Annotated in this window: 18 protein-coding genes; 10 read left to right on the forward strand and 8 right to left on the reverse strand. The window is 64.1% G+C overall.

The features are described from left to right. Positions 1–470 precede the first annotated feature (470 nt). Positions 471–707 carry a hypothetical protein gene (locus tag NEI07_RS04650; protein ID WP_256033047.1) on the reverse strand — a complete coding sequence of 79 codons (237 nt, stop codon included), beginning with the start codon at positions 705–707 and terminating at the stop codon, positions 471–473. Positions 708–939: 232 nt separating this feature from the next. On the opposite strand from NEI07_RS04650, the gene yajC reads away from it, so the two are divergent. Genes yajC through NEI07_RS04685 form a run of 7 tightly spaced genes read left to right on the forward strand, consistent with a single transcriptional unit; the run spans position 940 to position 7509 of the window. Continuing rightward, positions 940–1563 (forward strand): preprotein translocase subunit YajC, encoded by a 624-nt coding sequence (gene yajC, locus NEI07_RS04655; protein ID WP_256033048.1) that lies wholly within the window; start codon positions 940–942, stop codon positions 1561–1563. Between the two features lie 36 nt (positions 1564–1599). Continuing rightward, complete coding sequence (gene secD, locus NEI07_RS04660; RefSeq protein WP_256033049.1) at positions 1600–3192, forward strand: protein translocase subunit SecD; 1593 nt, start codon at positions 1600–1602, stop codon at positions 3190–3192. A 13-nt stretch (positions 3193–3205) separates the two neighbouring features. Continuing rightward, on the forward strand, positions 3206–4273 hold the full coding sequence (gene secF / locus NEI07_RS04665) for a protein translocase subunit SecF (RefSeq protein WP_256033050.1): 1068 nt from the start codon (positions 3206–3208) through the stop codon (positions 4271–4273). Continuing rightward, positions 4270–4647 (forward strand): Mth938-like domain-containing protein, encoded by a 378-nt coding sequence (locus NEI07_RS04670; protein WP_256033051.1) that lies wholly within the window; start codon positions 4270–4272, stop codon positions 4645–4647. Before secF ends, NEI07_RS04670 begins: the two co-directional genes overlap by 4 nt. A 4-nt stretch (positions 4648–4651) precedes the next feature. Next, positions 4652–5491, forward strand: coding sequence for a phytoene/squalene synthase family protein (locus NEI07_RS04675; RefSeq protein ID WP_256033052.1), 840 nt, complete (start codon positions 4652–4654; stop codon positions 5489–5491). A gap of 36 nt (positions 5492–5527) precedes the next feature. After that, positions 5528–6856 (forward strand): ActS/PrrB/RegB family redox-sensitive histidine kinase, encoded by a 1329-nt coding sequence (locus tag NEI07_RS04680; RefSeq protein WP_256033053.1) that lies wholly within the window; start codon positions 5528–5530, stop codon positions 6854–6856. Between the two features lie 59 nt (positions 6857–6915). After that, positions 6916–7509 carry an ActR/PrrA/RegA family redox response regulator transcription factor gene (locus NEI07_RS04685; RefSeq protein ID WP_014889489.1) on the forward strand — a complete coding sequence of 198 codons (594 nt, stop codon included), beginning with the start codon at positions 6916–6918 and terminating at the stop codon, positions 7507–7509. A gap of 5 nt (positions 7510–7514) precedes the next feature. On the opposite strand, the gene NEI07_RS04690 is transcribed toward NEI07_RS04685, so the two are convergent. Further along, positions 7515–7988: an MmcB family DNA repair protein gene (locus tag NEI07_RS04690; protein ID WP_256033055.1), complete on the reverse strand. Its 474-nt coding sequence runs from the start codon at positions 7986–7988 to the stop codon at positions 7515–7517. Between the two features lie 105 nt (positions 7989–8093). Between NEI07_RS04690 and NEI07_RS04695 the strand changes: the two genes are divergently transcribed. Beyond that, positions 8094–9179 (forward strand): polyamine ABC transporter substrate-binding protein, encoded by a 1086-nt coding sequence (locus tag NEI07_RS04695; RefSeq protein ID WP_256033056.1) that lies wholly within the window; start codon positions 8094–8096, stop codon positions 9177–9179. Between the two features lie 73 nt (positions 9180–9252). On the opposite strand, the gene dnaA is transcribed toward NEI07_RS04695, so the two are convergent. The 6 genes from dnaA to coaBC form a co-directional block, all read right to left on the reverse strand. Beyond that, positions 9253–10755 (reverse strand): chromosomal replication initiator protein DnaA, encoded by a 1503-nt coding sequence (gene dnaA, locus NEI07_RS04700; RefSeq protein ID WP_256033057.1) that lies wholly within the window; start codon positions 10753–10755, stop codon positions 9253–9255. Between the two features lie 943 nt (positions 10756–11698). Then, a complete protein-coding gene (rpsT, locus tag NEI07_RS04705; protein WP_256033058.1) occupies positions 11699–11971 on the reverse strand; it encodes a 30S ribosomal protein S20 in 273 nt (90 codons plus the stop codon). A 114-nt stretch (positions 11972–12085) separates the two neighbouring features. Beyond that, on the reverse strand, positions 12086–12859 hold the full coding sequence (locus NEI07_RS04710; RefSeq protein WP_256033059.1) for an enoyl-CoA hydratase: 774 nt from the start codon (positions 12857–12859) through the stop codon (positions 12086–12088). Between the two features lie 44 nt (positions 12860–12903). Continuing rightward, positions 12904–13347: an RrF2 family transcriptional regulator gene (locus NEI07_RS04715; protein WP_256033060.1), complete on the reverse strand. Its 444-nt coding sequence runs from the start codon at positions 13345–13347 to the stop codon at positions 12904–12906. Next, entirely contained in the window at positions 13347–13808 is a 462-nt protein-coding gene (dut, locus tag NEI07_RS04720; protein ID WP_256033062.1) for a dUTP diphosphatase, read from the reverse strand. The genes NEI07_RS04715 and dut overlap by 1 nt, the downstream gene beginning before the upstream one ends. Further along, positions 13805–15070: a bifunctional phosphopantothenoylcysteine decarboxylase/phosphopantothenate--cysteine ligase CoaBC gene (gene coaBC / locus NEI07_RS04725; RefSeq protein WP_256033063.1), complete on the reverse strand. Its 1266-nt coding sequence runs from the start codon at positions 15068–15070 to the stop codon at positions 13805–13807. Before coaBC ends, dut begins: the two co-directional genes overlap by 4 nt. Positions 15071–15444: 374 nt before the next feature. Here coaBC and NEI07_RS04730 point away from each other — a divergent pair, with 374 nt between their 5' ends. Then, entirely contained in the window at positions 15445–15984 is a 540-nt protein-coding gene (locus NEI07_RS04730; RefSeq protein WP_256033064.1) for a DUF3124 domain-containing protein, read from the forward strand. A 46-nt stretch (positions 15985–16030) separates the two neighbouring features. Next, positions 16031–16534: AAA family ATPase (locus NEI07_RS04735; protein ID WP_256033065.1), on the forward strand; the 504-nt coding region annotated here is incomplete at its 3' end.

The raw sequence follows: 16534 nt of genomic DNA on the forward strand, positions 1-16534 counted from the left end.
CCACCTTGGCCGCCGCCGTCCATATCGCCGCCTTGCCCGCCTCCGCCTTGGCCTCCTCCGCCTTGGCCGCCTCCGCCGCCGCCCCCGCCTTGGCCGCCGCTCCAGCCGCCTCCGCCTTTACCGCCACCGCCGCCATAGCCGCCGCCAGCTGCCCCGGCCGTAACGGGCATCGCCAGGGCGCCGATGAGCGCCGCGACCACAGAAATGTTTTTGAAAGCTGACATTGTTTCACCTTCGTTGAGTGGCTCAGCGCGGTCCGCGGGCGGCTTGGGCTGAGGCATGCCCCCCAGTTCCATGTGGCGACTTTTCTATAATTTGCGAGCGATCCCTTTCGGCGCCGCAAGTGAGCCGCCTCGCGAAGGGCGCTCCCCCGACGACAGCGGTCGAGCGGCCCTCAAGCGTTCGGGAAGCGATAGGCCTCTTCGGCCGCCACCGAAGAGGTTAGATTGCTTGCTTGGGTTCGAAGCTGGTCAGCACACCCAATGCCACTGGCCGTACCACCAGCGCCAGCAGCCGCCGCCATGACCGCCCCAGCCGCCATGCCAACCGCCGTGCCAGCCATGGCCGCCATGCCAACCATGACCGCCGTGCCAGCCATGACCGCCGTGCCAGCCATGACCGCCATGCCAGTGGCCGCCTGCGGCGGCGGGGGAAGAGGCAAAAAGCGCTCCCGCCAAAAGCGCGGCGTAGGAAAGTTTCTTCAACATGATTTTCTCCTGACAACGTAGACGCCCTAAAGGCGCCTTGCACTGACTATGCTCTCCAGCGGCGAAGGGCGGTGCGTGGCCGCACATTCGATTGCTCGCGCTTATGCGCGCGCATCACGTGAAGTCGGCCGCGCGCCATTGCTTTCGTGAAGTGAGCGGCTATAGTCCGCGCCCGTTCGGCGCTTGGAAATAATCCGCGTCGGGCTCCGAGCCCTTTAAAGAGATTTTCGCGATGAAGCTGATCCCGGACGCTTTGGCCCAAGCCCAGACGCCGTCACCGCCTGCCGCCGAGACGCCTGCGAGCCCGCCGGCCCAATCGACGGCGCCTTCCGCGCCGACGTCGCCGACTCCGCCACATCCGCCAACCGCCACCCAGACGGGTCAAACCGTCGAGACGCAGCCCGAAGCGCATCAGCCTCCGACCATGCCGGAGATGCTCGGGCAGCTTATTCCCATCTTCGTGGTGATGGGCATCGTCTACATCTTGGTGATCCGCCCGCGCTCCCGACGCGAGAAGGAGCAGCTCGCGCAGCTGCGCAACGTCCGACGCGGGGACACGCTCGTCACCACGAGCGGAATCGTCGCCAAGGTGACGAAATCCATCGACGACGCTGAAATCGAGGTCGAGATCGCGCCCAACGTGCGGGTGAGAATGCTGCGCACCGCCGTCGCCGAAGTGCGCGCCAAGGGCGAACCCGTAAGGGAGGAGACGCCGCCGACGGCCAAGACTGGCGGCGCCAAAGGCGGCGGAAAGTCGACGAAGCCTGCTGAAACCAAGTCGAGCGACGTCAAGACCGGCAACGGCAAGGCGAGCGACGGCAAGCCCGGAGACGCCGGGTCCGGCTCGCAGAGCTGACGCGGATCCTTTCGATCACTAGCCGATAGCAGGACAATGCTGCGATTCTCGACCTGGAAATTCTTCGCCATTGTGGCGATGACTGTCGCCGCGGTGCTTGTCGTCGCGCCGAGCATGTTGTCGCCGTCCCATTATGAAGAGCTGAAGTCGCGCCTGCCCGCCTGGCTGACGCCTCCGACCATTGTGCTCGGCCTCGACCTTCAGGGCGGCTCGCATGTGACGCTCGAAGTGGATCAGGCGGATCTCATCAGCACGCAGGTGAAAAATCTGCGCGACGACGTGCGCAGAATCCTGCGTGAAGAAAAGGTCGCGATCTCCGGCGGCATCGGAACGACCCCGCGCGGCGTGCAGGTGCGCGTCGCCGATCCGGCGGATCGCGAGAAAGTCCTTCCAAAACTGCGGCAGCTGCGCAACAGCTTCAGCGGCGCTCTCATGGGCGGACCTTCTCCGCTCGACGTCGACGCGTCGCCGGACGGCCTCATCCGCGTGACCGTCACCGACGCGGGCATCACGGACAAGTCGCGCAAGGCCGTGGAGCAATCGATCGAAGTCATTCGGCGGCGCGTCGACGCCCTCGGCACGCGCGAGCCGAGCATTCAGCGTCAGGGCGACGACCGCGTGCTGGTGCAGGTGCCGGGCCTTCAGGATCCCGAGACTCTCAAGGAAATCCTCGGCAAAACCGCGAAGCTCGAATTCCGCCTCGTCGCCGATCCGGGCCAAAATCCGGCGGAAGTCGAGGAACTCGATCAGGTCGAACAGGAAGGTAAGCTCGGTGTCGAAAAACAGGTGATGGTCAAGGGCGAGGATCTCACGGACGCGCAGCCCGGATTCGACCAGCAAAGAAGCGGCGAGCCGGTCGTCAATTTTCGCTTCAACATCCGCGGCGCTCAGGCCTTCGGCGAAGTGACCTCCAAGAACGTCGGGCGCCTCTTCGCGATCATCCTCGACAACAAGATCATTTCCGCGCCGCGGATCTTGACGCCGATCACCGGCGGCTCCGGCCAGATTTCCGGACGCTTCACCGTCGAACAGGCGAACAACCTTGCGATCCTGCTGCGCGCCGGCGCGCTGCCGGCGAAGCTCAACATCGTCGAAGAGCGCACCGTCGGTCCGGGCCTCGGCCAGGACTCGATCGACGCCGGCAAACGCGCCGCCTATGTCGGCGCGGGCCTCGTCGTCGTCTACATGCTCGTCACTTACGGTGTCTTTGGCGTCTTCGCCAATCTCGCGCTCTTCGTGCACATCGCCTTCATTTTCGCCGGCCTTGTGCTGCTCGGCTCGACGCTGACGCTGCCGGGCATCGCCGGCATCGTGCTGACGATCGGCATGGCCGTCGACTCGAACGTGCTGATCTACGAGCGCATACGCGAGGAAAATCACGCCGGCCGCTCGATCCTCGCCTCGCTCGACGCGGGCTTCACGCGCGCCTTCGCGACCATCGTCGACTCCAACGTCACCATGTTCGTTGCGGCGGCGATCCTTTATTTTCTTGGCTCGGGACCGGTGCGCGGCTTCGCCGTGTCGCTTGCGCTCGGCATTCTGACGACCATCGTCACCGCGGTGACCATGACGCGCATGATGATCGCCGTCTGGTATCATTACGCGCGGCCGACGAAACTGCCGATCTGAAGGGGCGACATTTATGAAACTTCTGCGCCTCGCTCCGGAGAACACCAAGTTCCCGTTCATGCGGTTCCGCCGCGTGAGCTATCCATTCTCGGCCGTGCTGTCGCTGATCGCGGTCGCGCTCTTCATCTTCAAGGGCATGAATTTCGGCATCGACTTCGCCGGCGGCACGGTGATCGAACTGCGCGCGAAATCCGGCGCCGCGGAAGTCGGCACGCTGCGCACGCTTGGCGAAGGCCTCCAGCTGGGCGACATCGAGGTGCAGGCGTTCGGGAATCCGGCAGACGCCACATTGCGCTTCGGTCTGCAGCCCGGCGGCGACGTCGCCCAGCAGGCGGCGGTGGAGCGCGTGCGTGGCGCTGTCGGCGGATATTATGATTTGCGCCGCGTCGAAGTCGTCGGCCCGCGCGTCTCAAACGAATTGGTGCAGTCCGGCACGCTCGGCGTCGTGCTATCGATCATCGCGGTGCTGACTTATCTTTGGTTCCGCTTCGAATGGCAATTCGCGATCGGCGCCGTGATCGCGACGATGCATGATCTGCTGCTTACCGTCGGCTTTTTCTCGATCACGCAGCTCGAATTCAACACCACATCGATCGCCGCGATCTTGACCATCGTCGGCTACTCGCTGAACGAAACCGTGGTGGTGCTCGACCGAATTCGCGAGAATATGCGCAAATACAAGAAACTGCCGACAGCGCAAATGGTCGACATGTCGATCAACGCCGTCCTGCCGCGCACGATCATGACCGCAACGACGGTGATGCTTGCGCTGTTCGCGCTCGTCGCCTTCGGCGGCCAAGTGATCCGGTCGTTCTCGGTAGCGATGATTTGGGGCATTTTCGTCGCGACCTACTCGTCTATCTTCATCTGCTCGCCGATGCTGATCTATCTCGGGCTGCGCAATGAAGACGCCGACAAGGCGGCGCAGAAGCACGAGACGGAGCGCAAGGCCGACGCAGAAGTTTCCTTGAACGAGGACGTTGCGGAAGCGCCAGTCTCCGCGCCGACGAAGTCCGCCGAAAAGACGCCCGCGCCCGCGCGGAAGGCGACCGGCAAACGCGCCAAGACGAGGCCGGCTTGACGGGCGGGTCCGGCGGCTATGTTCCCGGCCGTCACAAAATCGATGACTATGGCGGCGGCGGCTTCCGCTTCGCCGACATGTCCCATCGCGGCTCTATTCTCGCGCTGCCCTCCGGCGTGCGCGCCGTGCCTCTGACCAGCGCTGCGGAGATCGACGGCTCTATGATCGATAGCGCGCTTTCCGAAAGCGGCGGCCTCGACGTATTTGTCGTCGGCACCGGGAAGGATTTGTTGCCGCTTGCCGGCGGCCTGCGTGCGAAGCTGCGCGCGGCGGGCGTGGGTTGCGAAACCATGGCGACGGGAGCCGCCGTGCGGACCTACAATGTGCTCGTCGACGAGAATCGGCGGGTCGGCGCGTTGCTGATCGCCGTGTGACATCATGACCGCCGCCTCGCGGGAGCATTATGCGCAATGTGGGGAATTGCTGCGCGCGCGCGATCGCGACCTCTGGCTCGCCTGCCTCTTTGCACCCCAGGACGCGCGCCCGCACATTCATGCGCTCTACGCCTTCGCCCAGGAAGCAGCGGACGTCAGCGGCAAGGTCACGCAGCCGCTGCTCGGCGAGATGCGGCTGCAGTGGTGGGTTGACGCGCTGCAGGCCGACGCCGCGCAAGGCGAAGGCGTACGCGCCAATCCCCTGGCCGATGCGCTGATCGACACGATCGAGCGATTCTCTTTGCCCCGCGATGAATTCGTGGCGCTGGCCGACGCGCATATTTTCGATCTCTACGACGATGCGATGCCGACTTGGACGGCGCTCGAAGACTATTGCCGCGCTACGGCTTCGGCGCCGATTCGCTGGGCGGCGCGAATTCTCGGCGCAGATCTTCAAGCGCCGTCGGCGGGGGCTTTCGATGCGGCGGGAGTCGCGCTCGGCCTCACGCGCATATTGCGCGCTCTGCCTGAGGGTCCCCAACAGGAGAAATTCCTGCCGGACGAGGCGTTCGCGCATCACGGCGACCGCTCGGGCCGGCGCAGCGAGCTTGGTCCGGTTGTAAGGACGGCGCACGCGCTGGCGCTGTCCTACTATGAGCGGGCGCGCCGGCTGGCCGCGGATCTCGGACCCGCTCGCGCCGCGCTGCTCCCTTGCGCCATCGCTCCACTTTATCTGGAGCGGCTGGCGCGAAGCGACTACGATCCATTTCGACCGCTTGGCGATCCCTCGCCGCTGCGGCGACAGTGGCGCATCTGGCGCGCGTCGCGCGGCGTGGGATTGTGATGCGCGTCGGCAGCAGCGCTCCATGGAATCACTGAAATGACAACTGTCGAATATGATTATGACGCTCGGCGCCTGCGCATGGAGACGCTGCTCATGCTCCGCTGGGTGGCCATCACCGGTCAGGCGGCGGCATGTATCGGCGTCTATTTCGTTCTGGGATTCGATTTTCCCGTCGGCCTCTGCTTCGTCTTCATTACGGCCTCGGCGACGCTCAACATCGGCATGCGCTTTGGCACGCCGCGCAGTTTCCGCCTCGGCGACGTCGAAGCCGCCGTCCTGCTCGGTTACGACATCATCCAGCTGGGATTTCTGCTCTATCTCACCGGCGGGCTGACGAATAGCTTCGCGATGTTGTTTTTGACGCCGGTGATCATCTCGGCGGTGTCGCTGCCGAGCAATCTGACGCTGCTGCTCGGCATCGTCATGATCGCGGTCGCGACGGTGCTCACCGTCGAATATTATCCCTTGCCTTGGTATGCCGACGAAAAATTGACTTTTCCCCTCCTCTACCGCACCGGCGTTTGGGCGGCGCTCGTGCTTAGCGCGGCGTTCATCGGCATCTACGCCGCGCGGGTGTCGGACGAGGCGCGGCTCCTGGCCGACGCGCTCGCGGCGACGGAATTGGTGCTCGAGCGCGAGCAGCACCTCTCGCAACTTGACGGCCTCGCCGCCGCCGCCGCGCATGAACTTGGCACCCCGCTCGCGACCATTACGCTGATCATCAAAGAATTGCAGAATTCGCTGCCAGAGAATGCGCCGGCGCTGCGCGACGACCTCGCGCTACTCGCGCAGGAGACGGCGCGCTGTCGGGAGATCCTGGGCAAGCTGGCCTCGCTTGGCGCTACGGACCAGAGCAGCGTGATGAATCTGCTGTCGATCGACACGCTGATCCAGGAGGTGGTTGAGCCGCAGCGTGAGATCGGCGTCGAGGTTGAAATTTCCAAAAATGGACCCGCCGACGCGCCGGTGCTGGCGCGTAATCCAGCGATTCTTTATGGGCTGGGCAACCTTGTCGAAAACGCGATGGACTTCGCCCATTCACGCGTGAAGATCGACGCTTGGTGGAGTTCAAGCTACGTGACGATCTCCATTCAGGACGACGGGCCCGGCTACTCTCCAGACATTCTTGATCGTCTAGGAGACCCGTATCTGCGGGGTCGGCCGCTCGAACGGCGCACGAAAAACGATGCCGAGTCGGGGCTTGGCCTCGGCCTCTTCATCGCCAAAACGCTGTTGGAGCGCTCGGGCGCTACAGTCGAAACGATGAATGTTTCTCCGCCGCGCACCGGCGCAATCGCCAAAATCACGTGGCCGCGCGCCGCGCTCGAGCCCGCCGCGGCCAGGCCAAGGCTTCAGGACAAATAGAATCGACGCGACGCTGGCGATAAGCTAGATTTGACAAAAATCAGGGTTGGAAACGCACGATGTCGACCGAAGAATTGAAGGCGGATCGAGAAGGCGTCTCGGAACCTGAGCAAGTTCCAGCGCTGCCACAGGATCGTTCACTGCTGATCCTGGATGACGACAAGCCGTTTCTTGGCAGATTGACGCGCGCGATGGAGGCCCGCGGCTTCCTAGTGACGCCCTGCGAAACGGTCGCCGAGGGCCTTGCCGCCCTTGAGTCGAACCCACCCGCTTTCGCCATCATCGACATGCGGCTTGACGACGGCAATGGCCTCGACGTCATCTCAAAGCTGAAGACGTCACGTCCCGACGCGCGCGGAATCATCTTAACCGGCTACGGCAACATCGCGACCGCGGTGACCGCGGTTAAGCTCGGCGCCTTCGACTATCTGGCGAAGCCCGCCGACGCCGACGAAATCTATCACGCGCTGATGGCGACGCAGGTCGACAAACCCGACGCTCAAGAAAATCCCATGTCCGCCGACCGTGTGCGCTGGGAGCATATTCAGCGGGTTTTTGAGTCATGCGACCGCAATGTCTCGGAGACGGCGCGGCGGCTCAACATGCACCGCCGGACCCTGCAGCGCATTCTCGCCAAGCGTGCGCCCCGCTGACGGATTCAATTCGCCTGTTCGTCGCCGAAGGCCAGCAGGCAGTAGCGGTCCGCGGCCATCGTCGCGAAGCGTAACAGCATCGAACGTCGACGGGCCGGCGCGAGAGGGAAAGCCGGCGCCTCGCGCGTCAGTAGGGCCCCGTGGGCGTCCGCGACGATCAAGCCCGCATCGTTTGGAAAAATCGCCGGATCGAGCGATGCAGGGATCGCGAAATAGAACCGATCGCAAAAGCCGCGATACTGCGGCCATTTAAGATCCGCGCGAAAGTCGGCGTAACTCGACTTGACCTCGACGATGCGCAAGGCGCCGTCGGGCGCGAGCGCGATGAGATCGGCGCGTCGGCCGTTCGGCAGGGAGGCTTCGCAAATGACCGAAAATCCGCAGGCCCTCAGATAGCGGCGGGCGCCGCGGGCCACGCATTTGGTCGTGTCGGCGCGGCTTTCGAGCGCCGTCGCGCGTTCTACGAGGATCGCGGTCATATTATCTCCGCCGGCGTGTCGCCCGCTCCGCCCAGCATGGCGCGTCGCCAAAGCGCGCGCAACCATGATAGGTTCGCCCCATTGATCCACTACACGGCTTGTCGCATGAAACGGCTTCTTCTCGCATGCCTCCTCTCGCTCGTCGCCGCAACATCGCCCGTGCTGGGCGCTGAGCGCGTCGTCAACATTTTCAATTGGAGCGATTACATCGATCCAAGCGTGCTCGAGGACTTCACGCGAGAGACCGGAATCAAAGTCATCTACGACACCTATGACTCGAACGAAATGCTCGAGGCGCGGCTTCTTGCCGGCGACACCGGCTACGACGTCGTCGTGCCGTCGGCGACGTTCCTCCAGCGGCAAATCGCAGCCGGCGTGCTGCAGCCGATCGACAGAAGCAAGCTTGTCAACGCACGCAATGTCTGGCCCGAGATCGACTCCCGACTTTCGCGTTTCGATCCGGGCAACCGCTACGCCATCAACTACATGTGGTACACGACGGGCGTCGCTTACGATGTCGCGAAGGTCCAGGAGCGGCTTGGCAAGCCGATAACGAGCTGGGATCAGGTCCTGCGACCGGACGCGCTACGCAAGCTCGCGGACTGCGGCGTCTACATGCTCGATAGTCCGGAGGACATGTTCGCGATCGCGCTGAACTACCTGAAGCTCGACCCCAATTCGAAAAATCCGAAGGACCTTTCGCGGGCCGCCACCCTCTTGGGAAGTCTGCGCCGCTATGTGAAGAAATTTCATTCCTCTGAATATATCAATGCGCTGGCGAACGGCGACATTTGCGTCGCCATCGGTTGGTCGGGCGACAGCCTGCAAGCGCGCAATCGCGCCCGCGAAGCCGGTACCGACGTCGATATCGCTTACGTGATACCGACCGAGGGTTCGCTCCTGTCGCTGGACAATCTCGCAATTCCAAAGGATGCGCGCCATCTCGACGAAGCCTATCTTTTCATCGACTATCTACTGCGACCAGACATCGCCGCGCGCAATTCGATCGCCACCAATTTCGCCAATGGCGTCGCGCCGTCGCGACCGCTGATCGATAAGGCCGTCGCCAATGACCCGTCGGTCTATCCAACCGACCTCACGATGCGACGCCTGTTTACCGTCACGGCGCCCGATCAGACGGTTCAGAAACTGATCACCAGATTATGGACGACGGTGAAGACCGGCCGATGAGAAGGGCCGGCGCCGACGCGCGCCCGACGAATGGCGCCACGCATTACGCGTGAGCCCAGCCGAGCGCCGCAGTCTACTGCTCGCTCAATATGCGCTTCAGAAGTTCGATGACTTCGGCGAGGCCTTTGTCCTTGGCGGCGAGCTCCTCGATTTTCCGCACCGCGTGCAGCACGGTGGTGTGATCGCGGCCGCCAAATCTACGGCCAATCTCCGGCAGCGAGCGCAGCGTCAGCACCTTCGATAGATACATGGCGATCTGCCGAGGCCGCACCACATTGGCGGTGCGCCGAGACGACAGAATGTCGGAGCGTGAGATATTGTAGTGGCTCGCCACGAGCTTCTGGATATCGTCGATCTTGACGCGTTTGGGATCCTGTGTGCGCACGAGATCGCGAATGGCCGATTCCGCGGTCTCGACGGTCAGCGGCGCCCCGGTCAGCGTGGCGTGGGCGAGAAGCCGATTGACGGCGCCCTCAAGATCACGGCCGTTGGTCGCGATCGTCCGCGCCACGTAGGAGATGACCTCCGGCGGCACGTGGAAACTCGATTGCGACTCCTTCGCCGATGCAATGCGCGCGGCAAGGATCTTGACGCGCAAGGACTCGTCCAGCGGGCCGATGTCCACGCAAAGCCCGCCCTTGAATCGCGACAGCACGCGCTCGTCGAGCGTGTCGAGCTCCGACGGCGGCCGGTCGGCCGCAACGACGACCTGACGGCCGGCGTCAATCAGCGCATTCAGCGTGTGGCAGAATTCCTGCTGGATTGATTTGCCTTGGAGAAACTGGACATCGTCGATGATCAGCACGTCGATGCCGCGCAGCTTCTCCTTGAACGCCAGCGACGTATGCGTGGTCAGCGAAGAGACGAAGCCGCTCATAAAGCGCTCAGCCGTCAGATAAATCGTATGGCGGCGGTTGTCGTTCGACGCATGCGCGAGCGCCTGCAGGAGATGCGTCTTGCCGAGCCCGACCGCCGCATGGGCGTAGAGCGGATTGAACATCGGAAGATCGCCGGCGCGCGCCTCCGCAACGCGGCAGGCCGCCGCGTAGGCGAGCTGGTTCGACGGCCCGACGAGAAAGGTCGAGAAGGACAGCCGACGATCAAGCGGCGAGCCGACGAATGCGTCGGCGTCGTGACGCAAGGTCATCGGCCGAGCGGCGCGGCGCGCATTGCCTTCGTTGGCCGCTTCGAGAGCAGGCGCAAATGACGCGACTGTGCGCGCGACGCAATGCGGCGTGCTGGACTCGACTTGATCTGCGCCGTCTTCCCGCGAGCGAACTTTGCGCATAGGCGAACGCACGTCGATGACGACTCGCTCCACTTTCGAGAATTCGCTCGCGACGCGCGCCTTGATGCGCGGCGCATAGTGCGACTGAACCCAGCTTTTCAGGAATTTGGTGGGCACCGTCAGATGCACCGCGCCGCCGTCGATACGCTCGAGTTCCAATCGCGTGAACCAGGAATTGTAAACCGCGTCGCCGAGGTCGCTCCTCAGTCTGTGTCGGACCCGGTCCCATTTCGAGCGATCTTCAGCGGTTACTCCGTCGTCTGCCAATTGTTCTCTATGATCGGACATATCAGACCTTTTTTCCGAAACGAGCGCCAGAAAGGGAGCCCCCGGCGAAACTCGCCGCTGGCGCTGATCGAAAGGAACCTAGTTGGATCGAGTAATTGCCGCCGCGAACGGCGCTAAATCAGCACTCTTGAAGGCGGCCCGATCGCGAGCCGCGCGCATCTGCCGACGTTGGCCTCCTGCATGACACAGACGCTGCAAGACGCCGCGACCGACCGCACATTGATGCGGTCGTTGACGCTGCGCACTCCCTGGACTGTCTCGGCCAACCGCCCCTTCGCCATGGCAAAGCCTCCCCTCGCCCGGGATCAGCGAGAATCCCGGATTGATGCGCGTCGCAGGAAACGGACTTTAACTCTACGCCCTTGCGAACTGATCACTTGAGTTTTCAAGCCGAACGGCTGGAAAGCGGCAATGCGTCTCGCTCTGTGGGCCCATCCGCGCCGGGGAACGCAGGTCGTTCCCCTCACTATTGCGCGCCCATGAAAAACTGACGCCGACCGCCTTTCGTTCGACCCTTCAAAGCTACACGTCAGCGCCATCACGCGCAACGACGCTCGCGATTAAATCTGTCATAATGATTGAGCTTTTGTCGCGTGGCGCCGTCAATTTTCTTCATCTTCGGCGATAAGCCGATGATTCGCCGCCTTTAAAATTCCGCGAGTGACATGCGCGTCGGAACGACCGCAGCGTGCCAGCGACGCGCCGGACAAGCGCCAATAATAGTGTCAAGTGCCCGCGCTATTTCCCGTTCGTGACAGCTTGATTGCAAGAGATTGAATCGGGAGAATTTTGAATGATCACGAATTATTGCTGCGAAAAAAATTCCTGGCCGTGTCATCTGCGCTTCATGCGACGAATTGCCGTCGCCGTCCTGCGCAATAAAAAAGCCCGGCTGTCGCCGGGCTCCAAGAATGCTGCGTCCACGTTATGCGCGGCGAATTCTCTACGCCTGTGCGGCGAGCGCCTTCACTCGCGCGGTCAGTCGCGAAACCTTTCGCGAGGCCGTGTTCTTGTGAATGACGCCTCGCTGCGCGGCGCGCATCACGATCGGCACAGCATTTTGCAGCGCGTCCGCCGCCACCGAGGCGTTGCCCGAGGCGATCGCCTCCTCGACCTTGCGCACAAAAGTGCGCATGCGGCTGCGACGCGCCCGGTTGACCGAAGTGCGGCGGGCGATCTTGCGAACGGCTTTCTTGGCCGAACTCGTATTGGCCATGCTTTGCGTGTCCTTGAAAGTGACGGCGATGCCGCCCAAAACCAAACGGCCGCGAAATCGCGGCCAAGTGGCGTGGTTTATAAGCGCGACGGCCGCCTTTCGTCAATGGCCGCCCTATCGATTGACGAAGGCCGGCCTCCGCTTTTCCATGAAGGCGCTCATGCCTTCCTTTTGATCGGCCGTCGCGAAAAGTGAATAGAAAAGCCCTCGCTCGTGTCGGATTCCTTCCGCGAGCGTCGATTCAAAAGCGCGATTGACCGCCTCCTTGGCCATGAGAACCGCGGGAAGCGACATGGACGCGATCGTCGCCGCCGTCTTGATCGCCTCGGCGAGAAGATCGGCGGCCGGGACAATCCGCGCGACGATGCCGGCGCGCTCGGCCTCCTCGGCGCCCATCATCCGACCCGTCAGAATGAGATCCATCGCCTTGGCCTTGCCGACGGCGCGGGTCAACCGCTGCGTGCCGCCGGCGCCGGGAATCACGCCGAGCTTGATTTCCGGCTGGCCGAACACCGCCGTGTCCGCCGCCAGAATGAAGTCGCACATCATCGCGATTTCGCAGCCGCCGCCCAGCGCGAAGCCAGAGACGGCGGCGATGATGGGTTTGCGGGCCCGAGCCACGACGTCCCACCGGCCGATGAAATCGTCGAGAAAGGCGTCGACGAAGCCCTTGTCGTGCATCTCCTTGATGTCCGCGCCAGCGGCGAAGGCCCTCTCGGAGCCGGTGAGGACGACGCAGCCGACGCCGTCGTCCGATTCAAACTCCGCGAGGGCGTCGTCGAGCTCGGCGATGAGCCGCGCATTCAGCGCGTTGAGCGCTTCAGGCCGGTTGAGACGGATCAGGCCGACTCGGCCCTGCGTCTCGACCTCGATCGTGTCATAAGTCATGCGCGCCTCCTCGCCCGTCCAGCGACTTCGCCGGCTCGCGCGCTTCATATCTCAAAATCGCCGCTCGCGTCCGGCCTTTCTCCAAAACCAAGCGTGACCGCGCGGGCGTGCAGATCGTCGAGCGTCACGTCGTCCAAGCGTCGGAGCGCGCTTTCTTCGGCTTCAGCGATGATCGGCTCCAGCACCGCCGAGAGCAGCGGCGGCGCCACGTCCGGCGCCTCCTCTTCAGCGCCCAAGGCGACGCGAACGATTTCGCCGACGCAGAGACGGCGCCTCTCGCGCGCCAGCGCATAGCCCCCCGCTGGCCCTCTTACGCTTTTGAGGATTCCCGCTCTCACCAAGGCCTGCAGGACTGTCTCCAATCGTCGCGGGGGAAGATCGTGACGCGCGGCGAGCTGTCTTGACGACACCGGCCGACCGCGCGCATGCAGCGCCACGTCGAGCGTCGCCATGAGCGCGAAGCGAGCGGTGCGCGGTAAAAGCTTCATCACGCGCCCTCTCCGGTCAGTCCTGTTGACCCGAAGCCGCCGGCGCCGCGCGTCGTCGCATCGAGATCGTCGACCTCCTCCAGCGTCACATGCTTTACCGGCGCGATGACGAGCTGCGCGATGCGCATGCCGCGAATGATCTCGAAGGGCTGCCCGCCGAGATTGATCAGCAGCGTCTTGATCTCGCCGCGATAGTCGCTGTCGATGGTGCCCGGCGCATTGAGCACCGTAACGCCGTGCTCCGCGGCGAGGCCCGATCGCGGGCGAACCTGTCCCTCATAGCCCTGAGGCAGCGCGATCGAGAGCCCTGTGGGGACGAGATCGCGGGCGCCAGGCTCCAGCACCAGCTTTTGCCCCGGCGCCAGCGCGGCGTGAAGATCAAGGCCCGCCGCGCCTTCGCTGGCGTAAGCCGGGGATGGCAGACCATCGGCGTTCGGCAGTCGGCGGATCGCGACTTTCATGGCGCTTCGCCGCCGATCATCTGCGCGAGGCGCGCCACGAGCCGCTCGGCGACGTCTTCCTTGTGAAGCCGCGGCCAGTCTTCGACGCCCCCTCGCAAGACGAGATGCGCCTCATTCATGGTCCCGCCGAATACGCCGGTCCCCTCGCTGACGTCGTTAGCGACGATGAGATCACATCCTTTTCGGGCGAGTTTTTCCTGCGCGTGGCGGATAAGGTCGCTCGTTTCCGCAGCAAAGCCGACGACCAAGCGCGGACGGTTCGGTCCGCGCGAGACGCTCGCAAGAATGTCGGGATTTTCGACGAGCGACAGGCTTGGCGCGCCGCGCTCGCCTTTCTTGATCTTGTCGACCGCCGGCTCCGCGCGCCAATCGGCGACGGCCGCCGCGGCGATGAATATATCCGCCGGAAGCGCGGCCGTTGCGGCGGCCAGCATGTCTCGTGCGCTCTCTATATGTATGGTCTCGCAGCCGGGGGGATCCGCGAGGGCGACCGGCCCGGAGATCAGCGTCACGCGCGCCCCTGCGCGCGCCGCCGCCGCTGCAATGGCGTGCCCTTGGCGCCCTGACGAGCGATTGGCGATGTAGCGAACCGGATCGATCGGCTCATGGGTGGGCCCGGAGGTGACGACGACATGCAGCCCCTCGAGCGCGCCGCCGCGCGTCAACAGGCCTTCGGGCGCGGGCAGCCGGGTGTCCTGCTTCAGCGCGGTCTCGATTGCTTGGACGATCTCCAGCGGCTCGCTCATGCGCCCGGGTCCATATTCGCCGCAGGCCATGTCGCCGACGTTTGGGCCGACAAACCAGGCGCCGTCGCCGTGCAGCGTCGAGACGTTACGCTGGGTTGCGGGATGAAGCCACATGCGCACGTTCATCGCCGGCGCATAAAGAACGCGCGTGTCGGTCGCGAGCAGCAGGGTGGTCGCAAGATCGTCGCAGAGACCGCGCGCGGCGCGCGCGAGAATATGCGCCGTCGCGGGAGCGACAACGATGAGATCGGCGTCCCGCGACAGCTGAATATGGCCCATCTCTTGCTCGTCGGTTGCGGAGAAGAGATCGTCGTAGACTTTTTCATTCGCGAGGCTGACGAAGGCGAGCGGCGTCACGAACTCCTTGGCCGCCGCCGTCATGACGACGCGCACCCGCGCGCCGCGCTCGCGCAGGCGCCGCACGAGATCAAGCGACTTATACGCGGCGATCCCCCCGCCCACGATCAGCAAGACGCGCTTGCCCTCAAGGCTCCGCGCACAACCCACGCCCGCCACTGAAAAACTCCGATCGCCGCAGGCGGGAGAATACAGATTTTATGCGTAACGCCAAACGACTTCGCTCATCCGATCAGGAGAGCTTTTCAGAGCGCGGGACGCTTGCGCCAACATTCGCCGCTCTGCGACAAGGTCGCACGCGACGCATTCCGGCAGGGCCAGGCCGACAAGCACGGGTCTCTCCCGGTGAAACCGCGGCTTCGCTGGCCTCAAGAATTACCAAAAACACGTTAGGCTTCAGCGATGTGACTCCTCGTCGCGCATGCCCAACGGTCAGCCCCTTCGGCGAATGACATTCGATTAGACCTTTCGTAACGCGGTGCTAGTGTGCGCCGGCGCCGCATATGTCGAGTCGAAAGGAAAAGGTCTGCGCAATGCCGCTTAGCCCTGCCCCGCGCGTTCTTGCGCTCGCTCTCGTCGTGAGCGCCTTCGTCACGGAGGGCGCGGCTCGGTCGCCGCTGCCGTCGGCTCAACCGGTCATCGTCAGCCCCGACGCCACGGCATCTGCTCCGGCGGAGAAACTCGCACTTCGGGGGCGCACGCTGATTCCGCTGCATTCGACGCTCATCGGGCAAGGCGGCGTGACGCGGCTCAACTTCTCCGGCGCGCTCTCGATCCACAACGCCTCGGCGACGAATGTTCTCGCGATCGAAAAGATCGAATACCGCAGCGGCTCGGGTCAATTGATCGAGAGCTACCTGAACGATCCCATCTATCTGAAGCCGTACGCCTCATTGCAGGTCACCATCGCGCAAGACGACGTTCGCGGCGGAACCGGCGCCAGTTTCACGGTCGACTGGTCAACGGCCCAAGGATCGGACGAACCCTTGATCGAAGCCGTGATGACCTCCTACACGGGTCCCCACAGCTACGCCATCCTCTCGCCGGGCCGCCGCGTTTCCCGGCCGCAATGACCGCTCGCGCGCCCGCGCCGCCTTGCGTGAACGCGGCGGGGCCAGGATGACCCTTGCGACCAAGAGCGCGCCGCGCGTGCGCCGCCTGACGCTCAGCGACTTCCGCTCCTATGCGGCGCTCGATTGCCGTTTCGAGTCGACGATCATTGCGCTCTTTGGCGAGAATGGCGCGGGCAAGACCAATCTGCTCGAAGCGCTGTCGCTGTTCTCACCCGGCCGCGGCCTGCGCCGCGCGGAACTCGCCGAATGCGCGAGACGCGGCGGCGCCGGCGGTTTCGCCGTGTCGATCGAAGTCGAAGCCGATGGCGCGACGGCGCAGCTCGGCCACGGACTGACGGTCGACGGCGAGCGAGTCTTTCGAATGGATCGCGCGCCGGCCGCCTCCGCGCGGGCCTTCGCCGACCACGTCCGCGTATTGTGGCTGACGCCCGCGATGGACGGTCTCTTCGCGGGGCCCGCGGGCGACAGGCGCCGCTTTCTCGATCGGCTCGCGCTCGGCGTCGACGCCGAGCATGGCGCGCGCGCCAACCGGCTGGAGCGCGCGCTGCGC

It is taken from the genome of Methylocystis suflitae (assembly GCF_024448135.1).
Lineage (GTDB): Bacteria > Pseudomonadota > Alphaproteobacteria > Rhizobiales > Beijerinckiaceae > Methylocystis > Methylocystis suflitae.